The 24924-nt window shown below is 44.9% G+C and carries 21 protein-coding genes; 20 read left to right on the top strand and 1 reads right to left on the bottom strand.

Going from position 1 to position 24924, the window contains the following annotated elements; all coding sequences use genetic code 11:
* Window positions 1-17: 17 nt before the first annotated feature.
* The 11 genes from xseA to NCCP2331_RS03500 all read left to right on the top strand — a co-directional run bounded on the left by xseA (window position 18) and on the right by NCCP2331_RS03500 (window position 12181).
* Window positions 18-1370 carry an exodeoxyribonuclease VII large subunit gene (gene xseA / locus NCCP2331_RS03550; protein ID WP_251668568.1) on the top strand — a complete coding sequence of 451 codons (1353 nt, stop codon included), beginning with the start codon at window positions 18-20 and terminating at the stop codon, window positions 1368-1370.
* On the top strand, window positions 1370-1612 hold the full coding sequence (locus NCCP2331_RS03545; RefSeq protein WP_251668708.1) for an exodeoxyribonuclease VII small subunit: 243 nt from the start codon (window positions 1370-1372) through the stop codon (window positions 1610-1612). Before xseA ends, NCCP2331_RS03545 begins: the two co-directional genes overlap by 1 nt.
* Window positions 1605-2489, top strand: coding sequence for a polyprenyl synthetase family protein (locus NCCP2331_RS03540; RefSeq protein WP_251668555.1), 885 nt, complete (start codon window positions 1605-1607; stop codon window positions 2487-2489). Before NCCP2331_RS03545 ends, NCCP2331_RS03540 begins: the two co-directional genes overlap by 8 nt.
* 195 nt (window positions 2490-2684) lie before the next feature.
* Window positions 2685-4583 (top strand): 1-deoxy-D-xylulose-5-phosphate synthase, encoded by a 1899-nt coding sequence (dxs, locus tag NCCP2331_RS03535; RefSeq protein WP_153722373.1) that lies wholly within the window; start codon window positions 2685-2687, stop codon window positions 4581-4583.
* Window positions 4580-5401, top strand: a complete 822-nt coding sequence (locus tag NCCP2331_RS03530) for a TlyA family RNA methyltransferase (protein ID WP_251668553.1) — start codon at window positions 4580-4582, stop codon at window positions 5399-5401. Before dxs ends, NCCP2331_RS03530 begins: the two co-directional genes overlap by 4 nt.
* A gap of 79 nt (window positions 5402-5480) precedes the next feature.
* Complete coding sequence (gene ahrC, locus NCCP2331_RS03525; protein WP_153722443.1) at window positions 5481-5930, top strand: transcriptional regulator AhrC/ArgR; 450 nt, start codon at window positions 5481-5483, stop codon at window positions 5928-5930.
* 17 nt (window positions 5931-5947) lie between these two features.
* Window positions 5948-7645, top strand: a complete 1698-nt coding sequence (gene recN, locus NCCP2331_RS03520; RefSeq protein WP_251668550.1) for a DNA repair protein RecN — start codon at window positions 5948-5950, stop codon at window positions 7643-7645.
* 117 nt (window positions 7646-7762) lie between these two features.
* Window positions 7763-8722 carry a SpoIVB peptidase S55 domain-containing protein gene (locus NCCP2331_RS03515; RefSeq protein WP_251668548.1) on the top strand — a complete coding sequence of 320 codons (960 nt, stop codon included), beginning with the start codon at window positions 7763-7765 and terminating at the stop codon, window positions 8720-8722.
* 234 nt (window positions 8723-8956) lie between these two features.
* Window positions 8957-9751, top strand: coding sequence for a sporulation transcription factor Spo0A (gene spo0A, locus NCCP2331_RS03510; RefSeq protein WP_153722377.1), 795 nt, complete (start codon window positions 8957-8959; stop codon window positions 9749-9751).
* 155 nt (window positions 9752-9906) lie between these two features.
* Window positions 9907-11469, top strand: coding sequence for a flagellar assembly protein A (locus NCCP2331_RS03505; RefSeq protein WP_153722378.1), 1563 nt, complete (start codon window positions 9907-9909; stop codon window positions 11467-11469).
* Window positions 11462-12181: a glycerophosphodiester phosphodiesterase family protein gene (locus tag NCCP2331_RS03500; RefSeq protein WP_251668546.1), complete on the top strand. Its 720-nt coding sequence runs from the start codon at window positions 11462-11464 to the stop codon at window positions 12179-12181. Before NCCP2331_RS03505 ends, NCCP2331_RS03500 begins: the two co-directional genes overlap by 8 nt.
* Window positions 12182-12200: 19 nt before the next feature.
* Here the strand turns inward: NCCP2331_RS03500 and NCCP2331_RS03495 are convergent, their stop codons facing one another.
* A complete protein-coding gene (locus NCCP2331_RS03495) occupies window positions 12201-12443 on the bottom strand; it encodes a DUF2627 domain-containing protein (protein WP_251668544.1) in 243 nt (80 codons plus the stop codon).
* Window positions 12444-12643: 200 nt separating this feature from the next.
* Between NCCP2331_RS03495 and NCCP2331_RS03490 the strand changes: the two genes are divergently transcribed.
* The 9 genes from NCCP2331_RS03490 to NCCP2331_RS03450 all read left to right on the top strand — a co-directional run bounded on the left by NCCP2331_RS03490 (window position 12644) and on the right by NCCP2331_RS03450 (window position 24909).
* A complete protein-coding gene (locus NCCP2331_RS03490) occupies window positions 12644-13741 on the top strand; it encodes a Leu/Phe/Val dehydrogenase (RefSeq protein WP_251668541.1) in 1098 nt (365 codons plus the stop codon).
* A 116-nt stretch (window positions 13742-13857) separates the two neighbouring features.
* Window positions 13858-15285, top strand: coding sequence for a dihydrolipoyl dehydrogenase (gene lpdA, locus NCCP2331_RS03485; RefSeq protein ID WP_251668540.1), 1428 nt, complete (start codon window positions 13858-13860; stop codon window positions 15283-15285).
* A gap of 13 nt (window positions 15286-15298) precedes the next feature.
* The gene (locus tag NCCP2331_RS03480) at window positions 15299-16303 is read left to right on the top strand and encodes a thiamine pyrophosphate-dependent dehydrogenase E1 component subunit alpha (protein ID WP_251668538.1); all 1005 of its coding nucleotides are present in this window, start codon (window positions 15299-15301) and stop codon (window positions 16301-16303) included.
* Window positions 16303-17286 (top strand): alpha-ketoacid dehydrogenase subunit beta, encoded by a 984-nt coding sequence (locus NCCP2331_RS03475; protein ID WP_153722384.1) that lies wholly within the window; start codon window positions 16303-16305, stop codon window positions 17284-17286. The genes NCCP2331_RS03480 and NCCP2331_RS03475 overlap by 1 nt, the downstream gene beginning before the upstream one ends.
* Before the next feature lie 18 nt (window positions 17287-17304).
* Window positions 17305-18645 carry a dihydrolipoamide acetyltransferase family protein gene (locus tag NCCP2331_RS03470; protein ID WP_251668537.1) on the top strand — a complete coding sequence of 447 codons (1341 nt, stop codon included), beginning with the start codon at window positions 17305-17307 and terminating at the stop codon, window positions 18643-18645.
* A gap of 819 nt (window positions 18646-19464) precedes the next feature.
* Window positions 19465-21138 carry a methylmalonyl-CoA mutase family protein gene (locus NCCP2331_RS03465; RefSeq protein ID WP_251668534.1) on the top strand — a complete coding sequence of 558 codons (1674 nt, stop codon included), beginning with the start codon at window positions 19465-19467 and terminating at the stop codon, window positions 21136-21138.
* The gene (scpA, locus tag NCCP2331_RS03460) at window positions 21131-23287 is read left to right on the top strand and encodes a methylmalonyl-CoA mutase (protein ID WP_153722387.1); all 2157 of its coding nucleotides are present in this window, start codon (window positions 21131-21133) and stop codon (window positions 23285-23287) included. The genes NCCP2331_RS03465 and scpA overlap by 8 nt, the downstream gene beginning before the upstream one ends.
* Before the next feature lie 32 nt (window positions 23288-23319).
* The gene (gene meaB, locus NCCP2331_RS03455; protein ID WP_153722444.1) at window positions 23320-24369 is read left to right on the top strand and encodes a methylmalonyl Co-A mutase-associated GTPase MeaB; all 1050 of its coding nucleotides are present in this window, start codon (window positions 23320-23322) and stop codon (window positions 24367-24369) included.
* Between the two features lie 99 nt (window positions 24370-24468).
* Window positions 24469-24909: a BrxA/BrxB family bacilliredoxin gene (locus NCCP2331_RS03450; RefSeq protein WP_153722388.1), complete on the top strand. Its 441-nt coding sequence runs from the start codon at window positions 24469-24471 to the stop codon at window positions 24907-24909.
* Window positions 24910-24924: the final 15 nt, after the last annotated feature.

Below are 24924 nucleotides of genomic sequence, written 5' to 3'. Positions count from 1 at the left end.
AGGGCAGGTGACCATGCATGTCCAGTCAAACTTTTTTAACCGTTCAAGCGCTGACAAAGTATGTCAAACGTAAATTTGATGCAGATCCTCATCTGCGGAACGTCTATGTAAAAGGTGAATTATCCAACGTAAAGCTTCATCCGTCAGGACATATTTACTTTACACTAAAAGACGACAAGACAAGAATTCAGGCAGCCATGTTCCGTTCCCGTTCCGCTGCATTGCAGTTTAAACCTGAAAACGGCATGAATGTGCTGATAACAGGTGACGTGACAGTGTATGAAACGGCAGGAAGCTATCAGCTCTACGCTCAAACTATGGAACCAGACGGTATTGGTGCACTCTTCCTGGCATTTGAACAGTTGAAAAAGAAGCTGCAGCAGGAAGGATTGTTTGAACAGCGTTTCAAGCAGCAGATTCCGCCGCTGCCCCGGACAATCGGCATTGTGACAGCTGAGTCAGGCGCGGCACTGCGCGATATGTATTCTACAATCACGCGCCGATATCCGATGGCTGAAATGATCCTGTTTCCTGCATTGGTGCAAGGACGCACAGCCGCTCCCTCCATTGTCAAAGCGATTGAACAGGCCAATAAAACGCCAAATATCGACGTACTGATAGTCGGAAGAGGCGGCGGATCTATTGAAGATTTATGGGCATTTAATGAAGAAGAAGTAGCCAGGGCCATTTTCTCCAGCAGAATCCCCATTATCAGTGCAGTCGGACACGAAACGGATACGACAATTGCAGACTATGCTGCGGATCTCCGGGCTCCCACTCCGACAGCTGCGGCAGAAATGGCGGTTCCGGATCAACTGCAGTTAATGCATCATCTGAACAACAGGCAGCGTACCCTCTTCACAACAGTTCAGAATTTGCTGAGACAGCAAAGCAAACGGCTGGAAACAGCGGTATCTGCCTATCCTTTACAGTACCCGGATAGATTGTACCGGCCGTTTATTGAAAAGTTGGAAATGCTTGATGACCGTTTGCGCCGTAACAGTGAGCAAGCTGTTGCGAAAAAAAGAATGGTGTTTAACCAGTTGCATGCAGGCTTTCAATATTACACCCCCCTCCGGCGAATTCAGCTGGAACAGCAGCAAACACAGCAGCTGAAAATGCGTGTTGACCGGGCGGCGGAGCAAATTGTAAAGCAGCAGCAACAACGATTCATTTCACTTATGCGTATGATGCAGGCATTGAATCCTCTTCAGATAATGGAGAGAGGTTTTTCCATAGCCTATCAAGAAGATGAAGTCGTAAAATCTGTCCATGAGCTGACAGCCGGGCAGCCTCTGACCATCCGATTGACAGACGGAAAAGTTGAGACAACGGTGGAAAACATTATTCCCAAGGAGGTCGAGAAGTGATGGCCGAAGAAAAAGAAATGCAATTCGAACAGGCGATGCATCGATTGGAAGAAATCGTACAAAAGCTTGAAGCAGGAGAGGCCCCTTTAGAAGACACGATCACTCTGTATCAACAAGGAATGGAACTCTCTGCATTCTGCCAAAAGAAATTGCAGAATGCAGAAAAGCAATTGATTCGAATGATGGATCAGGAAGGTAATGAAACCCCATTTGATCCGACAGCAGGTGAACCGAATGAATGAAAAACTGAAAGTATTCATCGACAGGAACATTCCCGAAATCGAAAGAGAACTGACAAATCAGCTAGCTAAGTCTGATATCCCGGCTATTTTACACGAATCCATGACGTATTCAGTGGAAGCCGGCGGTAAACGAATTCGACCTCTTTTAGTTCTCGCTGTTTTAGCAGATTTGCAAAAAGACTCGGCAGATGCATTGCGAGTGGCTGCTGCTGTTGAATTGATACATACATATTCTTTGATCCATGATGATCTACCATGCATGGATGATGATGATTTTAGAAGAGGAAAACCGACTAACCATAAGAAGTTTGGTGAAGACGTCGCGACGCTGGCAGGAGACGCAATGCAGGCACTCGCATTTGGTGCATTGTCCGAACTGAGAGAAACGCCGGCTGAGGATGCTATTGAACTAGTCGGTTTATTGGCTAAAGCTTCAGGAGCGCAAGGAATGGTAAAAGGTCAGGTGCTCGATATGAAAGGTGAACAACAGCTGCTTCCTTTGAAAGAGCTGGAAGAAGTTCATATTCATAAAACAGGTGCCCTGTTATCTTTTTGCGTCGATGCGGGAGCTGTACTGGCATACGCGACAGATGAACAACGGAAATATTTGTCTGTGTTCTCACGCAATATTGGATTAGCTTTCCAAATTCAAGATGATATCTTAGATGTGACAGCAACAACTGAAGAGCTGGGCAAACCGGCCAACAGTGATACATCAAGTGAAAAGTCCACCTATCCTTCATTGCTTGGACTGGACGGAGCCCGAAAGCAATTGAAGGATCGCCATGAACAGGCAATAAATGCCTTACGTGCAATTGGTTTGGACCAGTCGATTCTGCATCTTCTTGCGGACTATATTATTGAGCGGAAAAAGTAAAAGCAGACCATTATATTTGTGTCGGCTGATGTTACTGTTATAATGTAGAAAACAAAACAATACCTGCAGGGTCGGATGGTTAAAAAACACGGTGTTCTCATTTGGATATTTTGTCTAAGCTGTTGTATACGGCTTCGTGCAATTGTCTGTGCATTACAGAATGAATTACTTACTTGGTGAAGGTGTGTGATCTCGATGGATCTTACAAAGATTACTAATCCATCTTTTGTGAAAGAGCTCAATAAAGAACAATTACTGAAGCTGGCTGAAGATATCCGCCATTTCTTAATTGAAAATTTATCGGTGACAGGCGGCCATATCGGTCCCAACCTGGGCGTTGTGGAATTGACAATTGCCTTGCACCGAATTTTCGACAGCCCGGCAGATAAAATTTTGTGGGATGTTGGACATCAGTCATATGTCCATAAAATTTTAACGGGACGTGCAGGAGAATTTGAGACTCTACGTAAATATAAAGGTTTGAGCGGTTTCCCGAAGATGTCGGAAAGCATCCATGATGTATGGGAGACCGGACATAGTTCTACCTCTCTGTCGGCAGCTATGGGAATGGCTGCTGCAAGAGATATAAAACATGAAAAAAGTTATGTGATTCCTGTGATTGGGGACGGTGCATTGACTGGCGGCATGGCTCTTGAAGCACTGAATCATATCGGTCATGAAAAAACGAATCTTACAGTTATCTTAAATGACAATGAAATGTCGATCGCACCGAACGTGGGCGCCCTTCATTCGATTTTAGGGAAATTGCGTACAGCGGGTAAATATAATAATGTTAAAGAAGAGCTGGAATTCATTATGCGGAAGATTCCGGCAGTGGGCGGAAAAGTCGCAGATGCAGCTGAACGTGTAAAAGACAGCCTGAAATACTTAGTCGTCAATGGCGTATTCTTTGAAGAGCTTGGTTTTACGTATCTTGGCCCAATTGACGGTCATGATTTCGCTGAACTGGAACGCTCTCTTCAGTATGCAAAGAAAATGGAGGGGCCGGTGCTTCTTCATGTCATTACGAAAAAAGGCAAAGGCTACAGCCCTGCGGAGATGGACAAAATCGGTACTTGGCACGGAACAGGTCCTTATAAGATTGAGACAGGTGATTTCGTCAAATCTCCTGTAAAAGGTCCTGCTTGGAGTGCGTTAGTTTCTGAAACAGTCCGTAAATTAGCGAGGAAAGACCGCAGAATCGTTGCGATTACACCTGCGATGCCTGTTGGCAGTAAGCTTGAATCGTTTGCAGCAGAATTCCCGGACCGCTTTTTCGATGTGGGAATAGCTGAGCAGCACGCTGCTACTATGGCAGCAGGTCTTGCAGCCACTGGCATGAAACCATTCTTGGCGATTTACTCTACATTCCTGCAGCGAGCATATGATCAGATGCTGCATGATATTACACGTCAGAAACTGAACGTCTTTATTGGCATAGACCGTGCCGGACTGGTTGGTGCGGACGGTGATACTCATCACGGTGTCTTTGACATCGCATTCCTGCGCCATATGCCGAATCTGGTAATCATGATGCCTAAAGATGAAAATGAAGGCCAGCATATGGTCAAGACCGCTTTGGAATACAATGAAGGCCCGATTGCTATGCGTTATCCTCGAGGAAATGGTTATGGGGTGCCGATGGATGAAGAGCTCCATACGATTCCAATCGGTACATGGGAAGTGCTGAAAGAAGGCAAGGATGCAACAATCCTGACATTCGGTACAACAATTCCAATGGCCTTCGCGGCGGCAGAACAGCTTAAAGAGCAAGGCAAAGAGGTATCGATTGTCAATGCGCGCTTTATTAAGCCGCTGGATACCGATTTATTGGATGATCTGTTTGCTGGAGGAAAACCTATTATTACTATTGAAGAAGCAGTGCTGGCCGGCGGTTTTGGAAGCGCGGTTCTTGAATATGCAGAACAAGTTTCTCACACATCTACGATTATTGAACGAATCGGAATTCCTGATGAATTCATTGAACACGGAAATGTTGACGAACTGTTAATGGAAATCCATATGACACCTGATCATGTAGCAGAAGTAACATTAGATGCACTGAAACAGGCTGCAGAAAGAGAAAAGGTATGAATTCTACAACTAAAAAAGAACGGGCAGATATTTTATTGGTGGAGCGCGGACTGACTGCCTCACGCGAACAGGCTAAACGTTCCATCATGGCAGGACTGGTATATTCAGATTCGTTGCGAATTGAAAAAGCAGGTGAAAAAATTGCTGTTGACGCCCCGTTGACAGTAAAAGGACCTGCGATTAAATATGTCAGCCGGGGCGGTTTGAAATTGGAAAAGGCGCTGGTGTCTTTTCCGATTTCTGTAGAAGGAAAGATTGTGCTGGATATCGGTGCTTCAACAGGCGGTTTCACGGATTGCGCTCTTCAAAACGGTGCGGTTCATTGCTATGCACTGGATGTCGGCTACAATCAGCTGGCCTGGAAAATTCGCCAGGATGAGCGAGTGACCGTTATGGAACGAACGAATTTCCGGCATGCCACAGTGGATCTGTTCACTGAAGGCATGCCTGAAGCGGCGACGATCGATGTATCCTTTATATCGCTTTCACTTATTTTACCAGCATTAAAAAAGATCATTGTACCGGGCGGACCTGTCATTGCACTGGTCAAACCGCAATTTGAAGCAGGTAAAGAGAAAGTCGGCAAAAAGGGGATTGTACGCGAAAAAACTACACATCTGGAAGTTCTTGAAAAGATTTCCGGCATAGCAGAAGCAGAAGGATTTTCTGTTAAAGGTGCAGACTATTCGCCAGTCACAGGCGGTGAAGGGAACATTGAATTCCTTTTTTATCTCGTATCAGAAGATCAGCCAGTCTCTCAATTCACCACCGAAGACTTTAAGCAATTGGTGGCACAAGCACATAAAGACTTAACATAACGCGCAATGAGTTGCGCGTTTTTTAGATGGTCTGTATAATTTTACGATAGGTATGAAAAGAGAATCGGAGTGATTGAAGTTGAACAAAGGACAGCGGCATATTCGCATCAGAGATATCATTACCAATAATGAAATAGAAACGCAGGATCAATTAGTCGACAGCTTAAAAAGTGCTGGAGTGGACGTCACGCAAGCGACCGTCTCAAGAGATATAAAAGAACTTCATCTGATCAAAATTCCATCACCTTCAGGCAATTACAAATACAGTCTGCCGCCCGTTCATCGTTATAACACGGAAGAAAAGCTGAAGAGAATGCTGGAAGATGCTTTCGTCGGCATAGACAGCGCGAGTCATTTTATCACATTGAAAACGCTTCCCGGTAATGCGCAGGCTGTCGGTTCATTAATCGATAATTTGGACTGGGATGAAATGCTTGGAACGATTTGCGGAGACGACACATGCTTAATAATCTGCCGCGAAGAATCGAAGACAGAATACGTAAAAGATAAATTACTATCCATGCTATAAGTGAGGTGAGGAGTTCTTTGTTAAGTGAACTTTCAATTAAAAACTTTGCCATAATAGAACAGCTTGAAATCACATTTGATGAAGGATTGACCGTGCTGACCGGAGAAACAGGTGCAGGAAAGTCCATTATTATAGATGCCGTGCAATTACTGGCAGGCGGTAGAGGTTCACAGGAATTTATTCGTCACGGCGCGAAAAAAGCGGAACTTCAAGGGTTATTTACCGTGGACGAAAGTAAAAATGAGGTCGCAGAACGATTAGCTGAATTCGGAATTGAAGCCGAAGAAGGAGCCGTTATCTTACGCAGAGATTTGAATACAAACGGAAAATCGGTCTGCCGTGTGAATGGTAAACTGGTGACGATTGCGATTTTGCGGGAGATTGGTTCGCTGCTCATTGATATTCACGGACAGCATGAGAACCAGGAATTGATGAGTGAACGACGCCATATTGATCTGCTGGATTTTTATATAGGTGAACCCATTGAGCGGGCGATGTCAACGTATACTGAACTGTACGATAAATATAAAAAACTTCAGCAGCTTATCGCTGCAAAAACACAGGATGAACAGCAAATTGCGCAAAAAATTGATTTATATTCCTTCCAATTGGAAGAGATCGATGCAGCCAGTCTCATCATAGGCGAAGAAGAAGAATTAGAAGCTGAAAGAGTGAAGCTGCAGCATTTTCACCGGCTGTTTGATAGATTGAATACTTCCTATGAAGCCATTTCACTTGAATCACATGGACTGGACTGGATCGGCAATGCGATGAGTGATCTGGAAGAGGCCGCTTCCATAGATGATGAAATTAAACCGATGTCCGAGACAGTAAATTCCGCGTTTTATTCGCTGCAAGATGTCTCACATGATTTAAAACGATTGATTGATGGAATGGAATTTCAGCCTGAACGTTTACATTATGTAGAAGAGCGCTTAGCTTTGTTCCTCACGTTAAAACGTAAATACGGCAAATCATTAGAAGATATTTTGCTGTATCGTGACAAAATAGCAGACGCGCTAGATCAATTGGTGAATCGTGACGAAAGATTGCATCAAAACCAGAAGTTATTGGCACAATACGTTGAAGACTTGGAAATCGAGGCAAATGAATTATCAATTATCCGAAAAAAATCAGCTTTGCTGCTCGAAAAAGGCATTGAAGAACAGCTCAAGCAATTGTATATGGAAAAAGCTACATTTAAAGTGCAAATTCAGCGAAAAGAGCCTAATCAATTCGATGTAAATGGCTTTGACAATGTGGTATTTATGATTTCCACTAATCTGGGAGAACCTTTAAAACCTTTAGTCAGAGTCGCTTCAGGCGGAGAATTATCGAGAATGATGCTGGCTTTAAAAACAATTTTCTCACAGCATCAAGGTGTGACTTCCATTATTTTTGATGAAGTGGATACAGGTGTGAGCGGACGGGTAGCACAGTCAATTGCAGAAAAAATTGCTATGATTGCCAGTCATTCTCAAGTGCTCTGCATTTCGCATTTACCACAAGTCGCAGCGATGGCTGATCATCATTATTTGATAAAAAAAGAAATTCATGACGGCCGTACAACTACGGCAATTCACGATGTAATCCAAGAAGAACGCACAGAAGAACTATCACGTATGCTGTCAGGAGCTGAAATTACGCCGTTAACTCTTCAGCACGCTGATGAATTATTGACGCTGGCGAAACAAAGGAAGCAAGCTTTCCGATAAGGAAAAAAGTATAGACGTATCCGAACCGAGTGGTATCACGTACTGTTTATTTTACCCTTTCATACTTTCTCAACGAACGGACATACCAAAGATATCTTTCGTTAGAGGAGGTGAATCATGGGATGGAATAAATCGTTTAAAACATTTTACAGTCTGCTTTTGCTGCTCTGTCTTTTCCCTGTAAATGCTTTTGCTCAGAGTGAATCCCTTATTCCAATGGGGCATTCGATTGGGATTCAAATGGATTTGAGTGGAATTTACGTGACCGGCGATGTACTGATCGATAAGGAACAGTGGTTGAAAAAAGGGGATATCATTCAAGAATTGAATGGTGCTGAAACAAAACAGCTTGTTCATTTTGAGCGTTCTCTTCAAAAAAAAGACGGAGCTACGATGACAGTCGGCATTCTGCGGAATGGAGAAAAGATGACTCTCCAGGCAGATTTGCAACTCATTAAGCGCGTGTCTCCTTTTTTGAAAGACCGGACAGAAGGTACAGGCACCCTGACGTACGTCGACCCGGAAACCGGTACGTACGGAGCGCTGGGCCATCAAATTATCGACAGTACTTTGCAGACGCCTCCTTCATTTGAAAAAGGCGCGATTTATTTATCGGAAATTAATCAGATCAAGAAAAGTTCTCCGGGTTTTCCGGGCTATAAAATTTCCTCAATAGTCGATCCGAATAATTTACTTGGAACTATTCGGACCAACAGTATTTATGGGATTTTTGGCAACTGGAAGAACGCCTACAGTAAAGTGTTGGCCGAACCGCTTGAAATTATGCAGCCATTGGAAGTGAATGTCGGCCCTGCGGAAATCTTCACCACTGTAGAGGGTTCGAACGTCGAAAAGTTCCAGATACAGATCACCAAGCTGGAGGAAGATCAATTCCAAATCCTTTTAACTGATCAAAAGCTGTTGAAGAAAACGGGCGGTATTTTACAGGGAATGAGCGGAAGTCCTGTGATCCAGAACGGAAAATTCGTCGGTGCGATTACGCATATGTTTGTCGATGAGCCGGAAAAAGGTGCCGGTTTATTCCTCAAAACGATGAGAATGAACGAAAAGAAGTGAAAAATGACCTGCGCGGATTCCAGCGCAGGTCATTTTTTTAGATTTATTCGACAGGAATAAGAATAAAACAGAAAAAAGTCGAAATAGATAGAAACCGTCGTACAGAAGTAACATTTTGAATGAAATTCGAAGTTAAAGTAGAAATTACCAAAATTTTCACTTACGATATGAAGAGACAAACAACGTTAGACAAAGACAAAAATCATGTCGACTTTATTTCGGGGGGAATCGGGAATGGAAAAAGTAAAAATAGCAATTGTGGATGACAATAAAGAATTAGTAAAAATGATGACGTCTTATTTTGAAAAGTATTCGGAAATAGAAGTGATTTGGACAGCGAACAATGGACAGATTTGTTTATCCATGCTGGAACAGGAACGTCCGGATATTTTATTATTGGATATTATAATGCCGCATCTGGACGGAATCGGCGTGCTGGAAACTTTGCATGAGACCAATTCAAAGGGAGATATGCAGATCATGATGCTCACTGCTTTTGGACAGGAGACCGTGATGTCCCAAGCTGCAGGATTAGGTGCTTCATATTTCATGCTGAAGCCTTTTGAATTAGATCGGTTGATTGGGCAAATATTCAAGGCGGCCGGAAAATCAAAGACAAATAACTCCTCCTATGCTGTACAACAGCCGTCACAGCCAACTGGCGCTGTGACGCAAAAAGTTCTTGATACGGCGATCACGTCGATGATTAAAGAAATCGGGGTACCTGCTCATATTAAAGGCTATGCATTTCTGCGTGAAGCCATTCAAATGGTTTATACGGATGTGGAACTGCTAGGATCTGTTACAAAAATTCTCTATCCGGATATTGCGAAAAAGTATAATACAACGCCATCCCGTGTCGAACGGGCAATCCGCCACGCAATTGAAGTAGCGTGGAACAGAGGGAATTATGATTTAATTTCCAAAACATTCGGGTACACAGTACACCACTTAAAAAGCAAGCCGACAAACTCTGAGTTTATTGCAATGATTGCAGATAAAATCCGTTTGGAACATATGGTAAGCTGAGGGTATCTGGGAGAATAGTTAGATTATAATTATAAATGGAAGAAAAAGTTCGTACTTGTGAGAAAAAATACTTATTTATCGGTATTTTGGATATAAAGGACTATCCCTTTCTAAACTTAATCTCTTATACTTGTATAATATGAGGAGGGATTTTGTTGTTAGTAGAAAATGAACATTTTATCCTTTTAGAAGAGAATAATAAAGTAATTATGAGAACTGTAAAACAAGGTTTTCCCATAAAGTCATTTGATGCGCTGACAGCGGATCTTCCAAGATTAAAATTACACTCATTCAAAGAATTAATGAAAGCGCTGCAAACTGAAGGAGAACATGAAATCGGCATATTTTCTGCACCCTGTGAATTATATATTTCACCAAGCAAAATGAAGGCCGAGTTATATATTCATGCGACTACAGAAGAATATGCTTCTAACAGAGAGCTATATATAGACCAGGCAATCGGACTGCTGGAATCTAAAGGTGTATCTTATAGTAAAGAACTGCTTTATAAAATGCCTTTCGTTCCAGGCAATCCGATGTTGGCTGCTGTCGGCCGGGAACCGGTGAAAGGCCAGGATGCCAGTGTCTCGTACATTGAAATGCCCGACCGTAAACCAATATTGCGGGAAGATGGATCGGTAGACCATTACGAACTGAATTTTGTGACGTCGATTGCGAAAGATGATTGGCTTGGCGAAAAGATACCTGCTCAAGAGGGCGTTCCGGGATTCGACATTTTCGGAAATATAATTGCTGCAAAAAGAGGCGAAGATATCAAATTGGTTTATGACCGCCAGTCAGTCGGAGAATTCCAAGAAGAAGGAAAAGTCGTCTTGCGGGCATTGCATGGGGGTGCGCTGGAGCAGACGAATGGCCTGCTGGCTGTTGGCAAGCAACTGATTATACCGGAGGATGTCGGAACCAAGACTGGATCTATTACATTTGACGGCGCAGTACGAGTTCACGGCACTGTGCAGGCAGGTTTTTCGGTCAATGCTACTGGTGATATTTCAATAGAAGGAAAAGAAGGTATTACCAACGCCAAAGAAATTCGTTCTGAAGAAGGAGACGTCTATATTAAGGGTGGCGTTTTTGGAGCGGGTGAGACGGTGATCGAAGCCAAAAACTCTGTGTTCGTCAAACATGCAAACAATGCAAAAATTTATGGGAAACAGGTCAATATCGGCCTGTATTCATTGGGGTCTGAAATTTATGCAGACTATATCAGCATTGACCGTCATAAAGGGAAAGTCATCGGCGGCATTACAGAGGCGTTATTTTCCATCGAGTGCGCGTTTGCAGGGAATAGTCACGAACGATTAACTAAGCTCACGGTTAAAGGTGTGGATAAAGAGGGTGAGCTGGAAGAGATTCAACGTTTGGCGGAACAATTGAAAAATGAGCATGAAGAACTAAAGAAAATAGAGTTGACAATGGGGAAGATGGAAACAGTAAAAAGCAGTTTATCTGCAGCTCAGCTGGAGATGCTTGATAAGATGGGCACTACAATCCAAGCAAAGCAGCAGCAAATCATGAGTCTTGACCAAACGATCAAAACAAAACTTGAACTGGTTCAGACTGCCGTCTCTCCCAAAATAGAAGTGACAAGGGAGGCATATCCGGGCGTGAATCTGCAGATCGGTAAAATGTCTGCTATGTTGAATCGTGAAACAAAAGGAGTATTTGAACTGACTGGCGAAGGGGTTTTGAATGTCTAATAATCAGGTGTTTGCACATCGCGGAGCATCAGGGAGTCATTTTGAAAATACGATGGGCGCGTTCCGAGCCGCTGTAAAACAGGGAGCTGACGGCATAGAATTAGATGTCCAGCAAACAAAGGACGGAACACTTGTGGTCATTCATGACGATCGGCTGTCCCGCGTTACAGGAGTAGAACGGCAGATCAACGACATAACTTCAGAAGAACTGCGGCATATCAAGGTGGGGAAAACAGGAAGCAGGAGAGTTTTTGGGCAGCCTGTACCTAATTTATTTGATGTGGTGTCTTTTTGTATTGAAAACCAATTGTCGCTGAATATTGAATTAAAAGAGACTGTATACGGTCAGCCTGCAGCAATTGAGAAGATCCTGCATTATACAGAAGGGCTTGCGGATGTTCATATTTCCTCTTTTGATTATCAAACGCTTCAGTTAGTCAAAGAGCTGGACACCCATATGGAAACTGCACTGTTGCTGAAAAAGAATTCTGTTGACTGGGCGGATTTAACGTCATATGAAGTAGATGCATTCCACTTTCATAAGCGATTATGGAAAGATCCTTATCAGGAACATCTCAAGTCCAGCGGCAAGAAGTTGCGAATGTACGGCGTAACAGGAGCCGAGTCTTTTCTCGCATCCGCTCCGGAAATTACTGGTTGGATTACAGACTATCCGAAACGTGTCCAGAAAAAAATAAAAGGATCAAGGTAAGCGATATACCTTGGTCCTTTTATTTCATGTCCTTTTTGAATCGGTCAGCTGCTCTGCCGCTTCTCCGGTCACGCCGCAGAAGAAAACCTGCGAAGAATCCTAAACCTGCCACAAAAAGCAGTAAGCCGCCTAAGAATTGCATCCAAATGAATGGAAATGGCTGAAATAAATGTCCAAATAATGAATCGCGCATTAATTTAATACCAAGAGCTGCTGCAATTCCTGGAATCAGCAGAACAATAAACGCAGCAAGACGTGCCATAATCTTCAACCCCTTACCTAATTAATTTTACCGTGTAAGGATGGATTGTCAAGGACCGTGCCATCATGTACGATGGAGATGTAGACAATATGTTAACACGCAGGAAAATCAATGATTGGCTGTCAAAGTTGCATTCTGTCTATAAGAAACCTAAAATTAATTACATAGAAATCTAATTTTACTTACTTGGAGGGATAGCAATGGAATTATTCACTTATTTGGAAGATCACGATTATGAACAGCTTGTACTTTGTTATGACAAAACATCCGGATTAAAGGCGGTTATCGCGATACATGATACAACGCTTGGACCTGCACTTGGCGGAGCACGCATGTGGACCTACGACAGTGAAGAAGCGGCAATTGAGGATGCACTGCGTCTGGCAAAAGGCATGACATATAAAAACGCTGCTGCAGGGTTAAATTTAGGCGGCGGTAAAACAGTCATCATCGGCGATCCAAAAAAAGATAAGAACGATGAATTATTCCGTGCGCTGGGCCGCTATATAGAAGGGCTGAACGGCCGCTATATCACCGCTGAAGATGTAGGGACAACTGAATTTGATATGGACTTGATCCATTTGGAAACAGATTACGTCACAGGCATATCTTCCGGCACAGGCTCCTCAGGAAATCCATCACCTGTTACAGCACTTGGTATATACAAAGGAATGAAGGCTGCGGCAAAAGAAGCATTTGGTGATGATTCATTGGAAGGAAAGACCATCACGGTCCAAGGAGTAGGGAATGTAGCATATACTTTATGTGAATATCTACATAGTGAAGGCGCCAAGCTGATTGTTACGGATATTAATAAAGAGGCTGTTCAACGGGCAGTGGATGCATTCGGAGCAATAGCTGTTGAAACAGATGAAATTTATTCACAGGAAGCGGATATCTTTGCACCGTGTGCACTCGGTGCAGTTATCAATGATGAAACTCTCCCTCAATTCAAAGTGAAAGTCATTGCAGGTTCAGCAAATAACCAATTGAAAAACCCTGAACACGGCGACCGGCTTCATGAAATGGGAATTGTTTATGCGCCGGACTACGTCATCAATTCTGGCGGTGTCATCAACGTAGCCGATGAACTCATAGGCTATAATAAAGAACGTGCATTAAAACGTGTAGAAGGCATTTATGATACGATCCTAAAAATATTTGAAATTTCTAAACGGGACGGTATTCCTTCCTATCAGGCAGCAGATCGTTTGGCGGAAGAGAGAATGGCGAGGGTGGCTGCGACAAGAAATACATTCCTGCGAAGTGAAAAGAGTATTCTATCAGACAAAAAGTAAATAAATATACAAAAAGAAGTCAGCGGTGGGCACTGAACAGACAACCCACCGCTGAACGTGCATGTCTACTATTATTTTTTAGAATTTAAATTTGTCGGTGAAAGGTGTGCGATTATTTGAGCAAGGAATACGACTTAGTCATATTAGGCGGCGGGACAGGTGGCTATGTGGCAGCCATCCGTGCAGCACAGCTCGGGTTGCAAACAGCTATCGTCGAAAAATCAAAGCTTGGCGGAACATGTCTGCATAGCGGCTGTATCCCAAGTAAAGCCTTACTGAAAAGCGCTGAAGTCTTTCGGGCTGCCAGCAGCGAAGCGAGTGAATTCGGTGTGAATACGGGGGATGTGTCGCTGGACTTTTCCCAAGCGCAAAAAAGAAAGAATCAAATCGTCAGTCAGTTGCATGCAGGTGTTGAAAGCCTGATGAAAAAAGGGAAGATTGATGTCTTTCACGGAACAGGGAGAATACTGGGAGCTTCGATTTTCTCTCCAATGCCGGGGACCATTTCAGTTGAGATGGACAACGGTGATGAAAATGAAATTCTTATTTTAAAAAACCTGATAATTGCTACAGGTTCTAAACCGAAAACTTTACCGGGATTGGATATTGATGAAGAGCAGATTCTGACTTCACAGGGAGCTCTGGAAATGAAGGCGCTTCCTTCTTCTATGACGATTATTGGCGGCGGTGTCATCGGAATTGAATGGGCATCTATGCTGAATGACTTTGGTGTGCAGGTCACTGTACTGGATCGTCTGGAGCGCATTTTGGCGACGGAAGATCATGAAGTCGCAGCGACAGTCCAGAAGGCTCTGGAAAAGCGCGGTGTGACATTCAGATTAGGTGCAGCAATTCGAACGGATTCTATTCAGAAGCAACCAGGAGAAGTGACGGTTTCTTACCAGATGGGTGCGCAGGAATATTCAGTCAGCAGTGAAAGACTGCTAGTATCTGTGGGCCGGGACTCAGTCATCGATGATATCGGTTTGCAAAACACTGAAATCCAAGTGGAAAAAGGTACGATTCAGACGAATAAATTTTATCAAACGAAAGACCAGCATATTTATGCAATCGGAGATGTGATCGGCGGACTTCAATTGGCGCATATGGCGGAGCATGAAGGGCTACTTGCTGTCGATCATATAGCGGGTATCAAGCGTGAACCTTTGGATATGGATGCAGTTCCGCGCTGTGTATATTCGTTTCCGGAGACAGCTGCTGTCGGTCTGACAGAAAAGCAGGCAGAAGAACGCGGGATCAACGTGAAAGTAGGAAAGTTTCCATTTAAAGCGAATGGAAAAGCATTGGTGAATGGTTATGCAGAAGGTTTTGTGAAAGTTCTGGCTGATCAGGACAGTGACGATATCATCGGCGTTCATATGGTAGGTCCGCATGTTACAGATCTCATTTCCGAAGCCGGTCTTGCTATGGTTCTCAATGCAGTTCCTTGGGAAGTATCTTCTGCGATACACCCGCACCCGACATTATCTGAAGCACTCAGCGAAGCGGCTTTGGCTGTTGAAGGCATTGCCATTCACATGTGAAGGAGGAAGCAGAATGAATAATCGTCATATCGAATTGGGTCTGACAGATGAAGCCGTGCTGCAAATGTACGAAACAATGCTGATGGCACGGCGTTTGGACGAACGCATGTGGTTGCTGAACCGTTCAGGGAAAATACCGTTTGTCATTTCTTGTCAAGGACAGGAAGCTGCCCAAGTGGGAGCGGCATTTGCCCTGAATCATAAGAAAGACTGGATTGCGCCATACTATCGGGACATGGGAATTGTGCTGCATTTTGGCATGACACCCAAAGAGCTGATGTTGTCGGCATTTGCGAAAGCAGAAGACCCAAACTCGGGCGGCAGACAGATGCCCGGACATTTTGGTCAGCGCAAAAATCGCATAATTACCGGGTCTTCTCCAGTTACTACACAGCTGCCGCACGCAGTGGGAGTGGCGCTGGCTGCGAAAATGAATAAAGAAGATTTCATTACGTTCGTTACGTTAGGCGAAGGCTCATCCAATCAGGGAGACTTCCATGAAGGGATGAACTTTGCCGGCGTGCATAAACTGCCGGCTGTCATCATGGTGGAAAATAATAAATATGCAATTTCTGTTCCTGTCAGTAAACAGCTGGCCTGCGAACACGTATCTGACCGCGCAGCAGGGTATGGAATGCCAGGAATCACCGTGGACGGCACTGATCCTTTAACGGTGTATGAAGCGGTGAAGGAAGCTGCAGATCGTGCGAGAAGCGGTGAAGGTCCTACGCTAGTTGAAGCAGTATGCTATCGGCTGACGGCGCATTCTTCAGATGATGACCAGCGTTTGTATCGTGACGCAGAAGAGCTGGAAAATGAAAAAAAACTTGATCCTTTACTGACTTTTCTTCATTACTTACAGGAAACAGAGCTGTTAACTGAAGACAAGCATGATGAAATAGAACAGCGGGTTAAAGAAATTGTCGATGAAGCGACGGAATATGCAGAAGCAGCTCCCTATGCAAAACCTGAACATGCGATGCGTTATGTTTATGAGGAAAAAGGAGGCGGAGCATAATGGCCGTTCGTTCATTTATCGATGCCATTAACCTGGCAATGAAAGAAGAAATGGAACGTGATGATCAAGTATTCGTACTTGGAGAAGATGTCGGCCGAAAAGGTGGTGTATTCAAAGCGACGATCGGCTTATACGAGCAGTTTGGCGAATACCGTTCGCTCGATACTCCTCTTGCAGAATCTGCCATTGCAGGAGTCGCAATCGGTGCTGCGATGTACGGCATGCGGCCGATTGCAGAAATGCAATTTGCGGATTTCATTATGCCGGCTGTGAATCAAATTGTTTCAGAAGCCGCGAAGATCCGATATCGGTCAAATAATGACTGGTCTTGTCCGATTGTAATCCGGGCACCATTTGGCGGAGGCGTACACGGTGCGCTTTATCACTCGCAGTCTGTGGAATCGATGTTCGCATCCACACCTGGTCTGAAAATCGTCATCCCTTCCACTCCGTATGATGCAAAAGGTTTGCTGAAAGCGGCTGTGCGGGATGAAGATCCTGTTCTGTTCTTTGAACATAAGCGTGCGTACCGTTTGATAAAAGGCGAAGTGCCTGATGAAGATTATGTACTGCCGATCGGAAAAGCAGACATCAAGCGCGAGGGTGATGATATTACAATCATTACGTATGGTCTTTGCGTCCATTTCGCCCTGCAAGCTGCAGAACGTCTACAGGAAGACGGGATTTCGGTTCACCTTCTGGATTTAAGAACAGTGTATCCGCTGGACCGTGAAGCAATTATCGAAGCCGCTTCCAAAACAGGCAAGGTATTATTGGTGACGGAAGATAATCTCGAAGGCAGTATTATGAGTGAAGTGGCTGCCATCATTGCGGAGCATTGTCTATTTGAACTGGATGCCCCGGTCAAACGGCTGGCTGCACCGGATGTACCTGCTATGCCTTACGCGCCTTCGATGGAAAAGTTTTTTATGATGAATCCGGAAAAGGTAGAAAAAGCAGCAAGGGAATTAGCGGAATTCTAGTCTAAGGAGGCGCGTAGGATGGCAATCCAAAAAATTACCATGCCGCAGCTGGGGGAGAGTGTCACAGAAGGAACTATTGAAAAGTGGCTCGTGCAGCCCGGTGATGCGGTTGAAAAATATGATGCATTGGCTGAAGTGACAACTGATAAAGTGACTGCTGAAATACCTTCTTCATTTGCAGGGAAAATCACGGAGATTATTGCAAATGAAGGCGAGACAATTGAAGTAGGCGGGACAGTCTGCCTGATTGAAGCTGAAGGTACAGCTGCACAGCAGCAGCCGGTTGTGGAATCTGCAGAAACAACCGTTCGACCTGAGCAAGAACGAAGTGCACAGCAAGCGCAACCGGCAAAACCGTCAGCGAAACTTGCTGCTAGAGGAAAAGCCGCAGGCCGCTATTCGCCTGCTGTCTTAAGACTGTCACAAGAACACGAGATTGATCTGTCTCAAGTATCGGGTTCTGGCAGAGAAGGTCGAATCACCAGGAAAGACCTATTGGCTTTCATTGAAGACGGCGGGTCTCAAACGGCTCAGGCGGTTACGGAACAGCCGTCTGCTGCCTCAGAAAAACAGCCGGTACAACAGGAGCTGACTTATACAGATAATGAAAAGTCTGGTTTCGAACAGAATGTCACGCCGAATGTACAGCTTGAAAACGGAGATATTGAAATTCCGGTAACAAGTATCCGGCGCGCGATTGCAAAAAATATGGTGCGTTCCGTAACAGAGGCACCCCATGCCTGGACAATGATCGAAGTGGATGTCACGGAACTAGTGGCTCTGCGTGATGGTGTGAAAGATGAATTCAAAGAAAAAGAAGGATTTAACTTAACGTATTTCGCCTTTTTCATCAAAGCCGTTTCACAGGCGCTGAAAGAATTTCCGGCTGTCAACTCCATGTGGGCAGGCGACAAAATCGTCATGAAAAAAGACGTCAATATTTCGATCGCCGTGGCGACGGACGAAGCACTTTATGTACCGGTCATTAAGCAGACTGATGAAAAAACGATAAAAGCGCTGGCCCGTGATATTCACGAACTGGCAGGTAAAGTGCGCAATGGTAAACTGCAGACGAAAGATATGCAGGGCGGCACGTTCACAGTCAATAACACGGGTTCATTTGGATCGGTGCAGTCAATGGGGATTATCAATTATCCGCAGGCTGCTATTCTGCAGGTGGAGACGATCGTAAAACGCCCGGTTGTGATGAATAACGGCATGGTCGCCATTCGTGATATCGTCAATTTATGTTTATCACTCGATCACCGCGTGCTCGATGGATTAGTCTGCGGAAGATTCCTTGCGCGTGTGAAAGAATTATTGGAGAATATGTCGAAAGACCAGACTTCTTTATATTAATGCCTGACAACCTTCAGATTATTGCTGAAGGTTGTTTTTCAACGTAAGTTTTAATAGTTAGGTAAATTCGGTCTGTACCAAAATCGGTTCTTGAAAACTTGTCATGTCTGTATTGCGAAAATGATGCTGCAGTTTAAATCCGCTTCGGCGCTGGGGGATTGCCTTACGCGATAAGCCTACTGGCGAAGGGCATGCATCATTGCCTTAATTTCTGCAAAGAACGCAGAAATACGGCAAAGCGAACCCTTCGCTGTTCGCTTCGCAACGGCCGACCCCGCAGTTGCGCCTACGCTTTTGCTAGAAAATGTATGTCGTGTTGCCTTTCGGCAGAGTATGAGTTAAGTTGGCGTGGTTTCGTTTCTCGACTTTGTAAACACTTTTATCACAAGGATCTAAACCTTTGCAGAATGCTAAGTATTGCATAAAACGCCTTACCTATCGTAATAGTCTCAGATATTTTGCTCCTACTGCCTTCTCGCACAAAAATTATTAAAACACCAGCCAGTGTACCGGAGTGGAAGGCGGCGACTCTGGGAGGATCAGCCCGACAGGTGAGACAACTTGCGGGAGCGCAGCGACCAAGTTGGCTCACCGCGGGCCCTCCAGAACGCGTCCGCCTGGAACGCAGGGGAACGGTCTTCTACCCACCTACCATTCTATACTGCGCAATCACGGTCAAATCCATGAAATAGACTGTCAAGCACATGTTATTGTGAAGAGGCAAATTAGCTAATAACTTCTAATTTGCCTCTTTCTTCATCTAGCACACTGCGGTACACTAGAACTAATGAAGGTTTACAAGATGGAAGGAGCACCAGTATGCCGATACATAATATGAAAGCCTTTGCATTTGAGGCGCCGAGTTATGATGAATGGAAGGAAGCGGCTGTTCAGTCATTGAAAGGGAAATCTTTTGAATCCCTGCTGACTAAAACTGCTGAAGGAATTGATTTGCTTCCTTTATATACGAAAGAAGATATTGACCAGCAGCAGATTTCGCGTGTGACGAAGCCGCAATTTGGCTGGACAATTGCCCAGCCTGCCGCTGCAGAAAATGGAGAGCAGTTTCTTCTTCAGTTGACAGAGTCGCTGGAAAGAGGCAATCAGGCAATCACATATAACGGGTTAAAAGCAATGGTCTGGACGGAAGAGGAATTGCGGCAGTTAGCACAATTGCTGACAAAGCATCCGGTTCTGCTCATGGATATTGAAAAAGACGATCCTATTATGCAAGCCTTTACATTTGTTGAGGAATCTGATCGCGCTGCAGTCAAAGGGATAGTGATAAGCGATACCGCTGTTCTTCCTGGCAAATTCCCTAATATCCGTACAAAAGGCGCTGACTTATGGACAGTACATCATGAAGGTGCAGATGCAGTAACGGAATTGGCGTTAAGTTTGGCAATTGCTGCTGAAAAGGCCGAGGAAGCCGGTTCATTCGAAGAGTTCACTGAAGGGTTTTATGCACGATTTGCTTCAGATACGCATTTCTTCATGGAAATTGCGAAATTCCGGTCGTTCCGCGTTTTGTGGAAACTTTTCAACGATGCCTATGGCGTGGCAAACGCGAAACAGGTTCCGCTGGTGGCCATTACCTCATTGCGTTCTTATTCGAAACTTGATCCGTATGTAAACTTGCTGCGCGGTGGAAATGCGGCATTTGCTGCTGTTCTTGGAGGAGCAGATTGGCTGACTGTCCTGCCGCATGATGTTTTAACCGGCACATCGCCGGGCTCCAATCGATATGCCCGAAATATTCAGCTGATATTGAAAGAGGAAACACATATTGATCAAGTGCTCGATCCTGCAGGCGGTTCCTATTTCATTGAGACATTAACTGCTGAATTGGTTCGCAAGTCGTGGGATAAGTTCCTGACAATCGAGGAGATGGGCGGTTACCAGTCATACTTGCAGTCAGGCGAACTCAGCAGGCAGTTTGCACAGCGGCAGAAGGAAGCAGCTGTCGGCAAAAAGACAATGATCGGAACGAATGTCTATGCGGAGTTAACGGATATAAATCTTGCAGAATCACCGGAAATTGCCGTGACGAAACGGTTAGCAGAGCCTTTTGAAAATCTTCGTGCGCGTCAGCAGGAAAGTCTGCCGAAAACGGTCCTGATCAATTTCGGTGCCCTGAAAGATTATAAGCCGCGTGCTGACTTTGTCAGTGGATTTTTGGCAGTCGGCGGAATTGAAGCGCAATGGAGCCCTTCATTCGAATCAATTGATCAAGCGCTCGGTTGGATTAGCGAACAGCAGCCTGATTATGCAGTGCTTTGTGCTTCGGCAGCGCAGTCAGAAGAGGTTATTGCCGAATTCCTTAACATGCAGAAAACGAACTGTGTAATCGATGCAGCAGGTAAATACGATCAGGATGTTGAAGATCAATGGCTTGCTGCTGGTCTGCACGGCTTCATTTTTGCGGGACAGGATAAAATCGACAAGTTGAATGAAATTGCACACATCAAGAAAGGGGGGCTCCCAGGTGAGTAAACCCGATTTTCGTAAAGTGAATATTGAGCAGTCATTGAATGAACTGTCGCAATTTGCACAGACAAAAGAAGATTTCACTACAAATGAAGGCATCAAGGTCTCTCCTGTCTACACAGCGGAAGATGTTGAGGCAACAGAACATTTACAAGACTATCCGGGAATTGCGCCGAATACCCGCGGTCCCTATCCGACGATGTATGTGGCGCGCCCATGGACAGTCAGACAATACGCAGGGTTCTCGACTGCTGAAGAAAGTAATGCATTTTACAGAAGAAACTTGGCAATGGGGCAGAAAGGTCTGTCTGTTGCTTTTGATCTGGCAACTCACCGGGGCTATGACTCCGATCACCCGCGGGTAACCGGTGATGTGGGGAAAGCAGGCGTTGCCATTGATTCGATTGAAGATATGAAAATTTTATTCGACGGAATACCGCTCGATCAAATGTCTGTTTCGATGACCATGAATGGCGCTGTACTGCCTGTTATGGCATTTTATATTGTCGCGGCAGAAGAGCAGGGCGTTCCTGCTGAAAAACTTTCAGGAACGATTCAGAACGATATCCTGAAAGAATATATGGTGCGAAATACGTATATATTCCCGCCGGCTATGTCCATGCGGATTATTGCAGATATTTTTGCATATACGTCAAAAAATATGCCGAAATTCAACTCGATTTCGATTTCTGGGTATCACATGCAGGAAGCTGGTGCTACAGCAGATATCGAGCTTGCCTATACATTGGCGGACGGGTTGGAGTATGTGCGGACGGGTCTGCAGGCAGGAATCGATATTGATTCATTTGCTCCGCGATTGTCGTTTTTCTGGGCGATCGGCATGAATTATTTCATGGAAATTGCGAAAATGAGAGCAGCGAGAAAAATCTGGGCGCAGATGATGCAGTCATTCGATCCGAAAAATCCAAAAACACTTGCACTGCGCACACACTCCCAGACATCCGGCTGGAGCCTGACGGAACAGGATCCGTTCAACAACGTCACACGCACACTTGTTGAAGCAAATGCAGCTGCGATGGGCCATACGCAGTCACTGCACACCAACGCACTGGACGAAGCAATCGCACTGCCGACAGACTTTTCCGCACGGATTGCCCGGAATACCCAGTTATTTCTTCAGGAAGAGACGATGATGACGAAAGTAATCGATCCATGGGGCGGCTCTTATTATGTGGAAAAACTGACTGAAGAACTGATGGAAAAAGCATGGGATTTAATTGAAGAAATTGAGTCGCTTGGCGGAATGGCAGAAGCAATTGAGACAGGGTTGCCGAAAATGAAAATTGAAGAGGCGGCAGCAAAACGTCAGGCGAAAATAGACTCTAAAGCAGAAACAATTGTCGGTGTAAATAAATACCGCCTGGATACAGAAGATGCGATTGATATTCTCGATATTGATAACACACTCGTGCGTCAGAAACAAATTGACCGCATCAATAAAATGAAACACGATCGCAATGAGCAGAATGTCGAAGATGCATTGAAGGCGATTGCCGAGTCTGCAGAGAGCGGAGAGGGAAATCTTCTCGCACTGGCAGTTGACGCGGCAAGAGCGCGTGCAACAATTGGTGAAATATCCGATGCGATTGAATCTGTTTCAGGACGTCATAAGGCGGTGATCCGTTCAGTGAGCGGTGTATACAGCTCTAATTTCTCGAATGAAGAAGAGATTCAGGAAGTTACAGACATGACAGAGGAGTTTTTGGAGAATGAAGGTCGCCGGCCGCGCATTCTTATTGCAAAGATGGGACAGGACGGACATGACCGCGGTGCGAAAGTGATCGCCTCTTCGTTTGCCGATTTAGGATTTGACGTGGATATCGGACCGTTATTTCAAACGCCTGAAGAAACCGCTTTGCAGGCGGCAGAAAACGATGTGCATGTGATCGGCGTCAGTTCACTGGCTGCAGGACATAAAACACTGGTGCCGACATTGCGTGAAGAACTGAAGAAAATTGGCCGTGAAGATATTTTAGTTGTCGTAGGCGGAGTGATACCGGCACAGGATTATGATTTCTTGCGTAAAAATGGTGCAGCCGCCATCTTTGGACCTGGTACAGTGATTCCGGTGGCAGCCCAAAAAGTCATTGAAGAAATCTACAGACAACTGGGGTACGAGGAAGTGACGGATTGACAAACAGACAAAATGGAGCAGATGATTCAGCCATGCATGTCATGCGCGGTATCGAGTCGACACATGACGGGTTTATAGCCTCTTCACGTAAGCGCTTTGTTAAGAAAGCTTCTCCTGAAAAAGATCTGGAGTCTTTACGCACGGAAATCGAAAAAGGTTCCCGGCTTCATTTAGCAAAAGGCATCACGCTGCTTGAAAGTACGAAACAGAGTGATAAGAAACTTGGTCAGGAAGTACTGACGAAATTACTGCCAAAGACAGGAAACTGTATTCGCATCGGCATTACTGGTGTTCCGGGAGCAGGTAAGAGTACATTTATCGAAGCATTTGGATTGATGCTTGCGAATAGGGGCCATAAAGTCGCGGTTCTTGCGATCGATCCCAGTTCCACGCTGACAGGCGGCAGCATACTGGGTGATAAGACTCGGATGGAAGAGTTGGCACGCCATAACAATGCGTTTATCCGTCCATCGCCGTCCGCTGGTACGCTCGGCGGTGTGCATAAGAAAACCCGTGAAACAATGCTGCTCTGTGAAGCGGCGGGATATGATGTGATTCTTATTGAAACGGTCGGTGTCGGACAGGGAGAAACCATTGTCCGGGGCATGGTTGATTATTTCCTGCTGCTCGTTCTGACTGGTGCAGGGGATGAACTGCAAGGGATGAAAAAGGGCATCATGGAGCTGACAGACGGCGTTGTGGTTCATAAAAATGACGGCGGCAATATGCCGATGGTGAAAAAGACCGTACGTGAATATAAACGGATCCTTCATATGCTGCAGCCGGCTTCTCCGGGCTGGACTTCTACTGCCCAGCCGGTTTCTTCTATTGAACATACCGGATTGCAGGAAGTATGGGAAACTATTTTAGAGTTCCGGCAGGCTATGCAGGATAATAATTATTGGAATATGAGAAGACAGCTTCAAACGAAAGATTGGTTTCATTCGATGATAAAAGATCATCTAATCGATTCGTTTTTTGCGGAAGAAGGACGCAAGAATCAGGTAAAAGGGCTAGAACAGGAACTGCTTGACGGAAGCGTGACAGTTTCAGGAGCAATAGACCGATTGTTTCCTTCTTGATTCGGGGCTGTTTATGCTATGATTGAAGAAGATGGCCGGTTCATTGAGAAATGTGGCTGTGGCGATCAAAATTAATTATATTGAAAGGAGATACTATACATGACTATGAACTTTGATTTTTACATGAACGATATTACGAGCCAGGCGAGATCCGAGATGGAAGCGAGCGGCTATGAGCAATTGCAGACACCTGAACAAGTGGAGGAAGCTTTCAAACGTTCCGGAACGACACTAGTTATGGTGAACTCAGTGTGCGGCTGTGCAGGGGGAATCGCACGTCCGGCGGCAGCTCATGCAGTACATTATGACAAGCGTCCGGATCATCTGGTTACTGTGTTTGCAGGACAGGATAAAGAAGCAACTGCACAGGCGCGTATGCACTTTGGTGAAGACCACATTCCTTCTTCCCCGTCATTTGCATTGCTTAAAGATGGAGAACTTGTATCAGAAGTCGGCCGTTTTGAAATTGAAGGCCACGACCCGATGTCAGTTGTCGTAAATCTTCAGAGCCAATTTGAAGAGCACTGCGAAGAACTTTAATCGTTTTATCCAAAT

The sequence above is a fragment of the Sporosarcina sp. NCCP-2331 genome (assembly GCF_023707945.1).
Lineage (GTDB): Bacteria > Bacillota > Bacilli > Bacillales_A > Planococcaceae > Sporosarcina > Sporosarcina cascadiensis.
The sequence above is the reverse complement of the archived record's forward strand: the minus strand, read 5'-3'. Positions and strand labels throughout refer to the sequence as shown.

Excerpts from the sequence above, each read along its gene's own strand:
- xseA (WP_251668568.1), top strand. The coding sequence starts at position 18 with ATGTCCAGTCAAACTTTTTTAACCGTTCAAGCGCTGACAAAGTATGTC.
- NCCP2331_RS03545 (WP_251668708.1), top strand. The coding sequence starts at position 1,370 with ATGGCCGAAGAAAAAGAAATGCAATTCGAACAGGCGATGCATCGATTG.
- NCCP2331_RS03540 (WP_251668555.1), top strand. The coding sequence starts at position 1,605 with ATGAATGAAAAACTGAAAGTATTCATCGACAGGAACATTCCCGAAATC.
- dxs (WP_153722373.1), top strand. The coding sequence starts at position 2,685 with ATGGATCTTACAAAGATTACTAATCCATCTTTTGTGAAAGAGCTCAAT.
- NCCP2331_RS03530 (WP_251668553.1), top strand. The coding sequence starts at position 4,580 with ATGAATTCTACAACTAAAAAAGAACGGGCAGATATTTTATTGGTGGAG.
- NCCP2331_RS03515 (WP_251668548.1), top strand. The coding sequence starts at position 7,763 with ATGGGATGGAATAAATCGTTTAAAACATTTTACAGTCTGCTTTTGCTG.
- spo0A (WP_153722377.1), top strand. The coding sequence starts at position 8,957 with ATGGAAAAAGTAAAAATAGCAATTGTGGATGACAATAAAGAATTAGTA.
- NCCP2331_RS03500 (WP_251668546.1), top strand. The coding sequence starts at position 11,462 with ATGTCTAATAATCAGGTGTTTGCACATCGCGGAGCATCAGGGAGTCAT.
- NCCP2331_RS03495 (WP_251668544.1), bottom strand. The coding sequence starts at position 12,443 with ATGGCACGTCTTGCTGCGTTTATTGTTCTGCTGATTCCAGGAATTGCA.
- NCCP2331_RS03490 (WP_251668541.1), top strand. The coding sequence starts at position 12,644 with ATGGAATTATTCACTTATTTGGAAGATCACGATTATGAACAGCTTGTA.
- NCCP2331_RS03480 (WP_251668538.1), top strand. The coding sequence starts at position 15,299 with ATGAATAATCGTCATATCGAATTGGGTCTGACAGATGAAGCCGTGCTG.
- NCCP2331_RS03475 (WP_153722384.1), top strand. The coding sequence starts at position 16,303 with ATGGCCGTTCGTTCATTTATCGATGCCATTAACCTGGCAATGAAAGAA.
- NCCP2331_RS03470 (WP_251668537.1), top strand. The coding sequence starts at position 17,305 with ATGGCAATCCAAAAAATTACCATGCCGCAGCTGGGGGAGAGTGTCACA.
- NCCP2331_RS03465 (WP_251668534.1), top strand. The coding sequence starts at position 19,465 with ATGCCGATACATAATATGAAAGCCTTTGCATTTGAGGCGCCGAGTTAT.
- meaB (WP_153722444.1), top strand. The coding sequence starts at position 23,320 with ATGCATGTCATGCGCGGTATCGAGTCGACACATGACGGGTTTATAGCC.
- NCCP2331_RS03450 (WP_153722388.1), top strand. The coding sequence starts at position 24,469 with ATGACTATGAACTTTGATTTTTACATGAACGATATTACGAGCCAGGCG.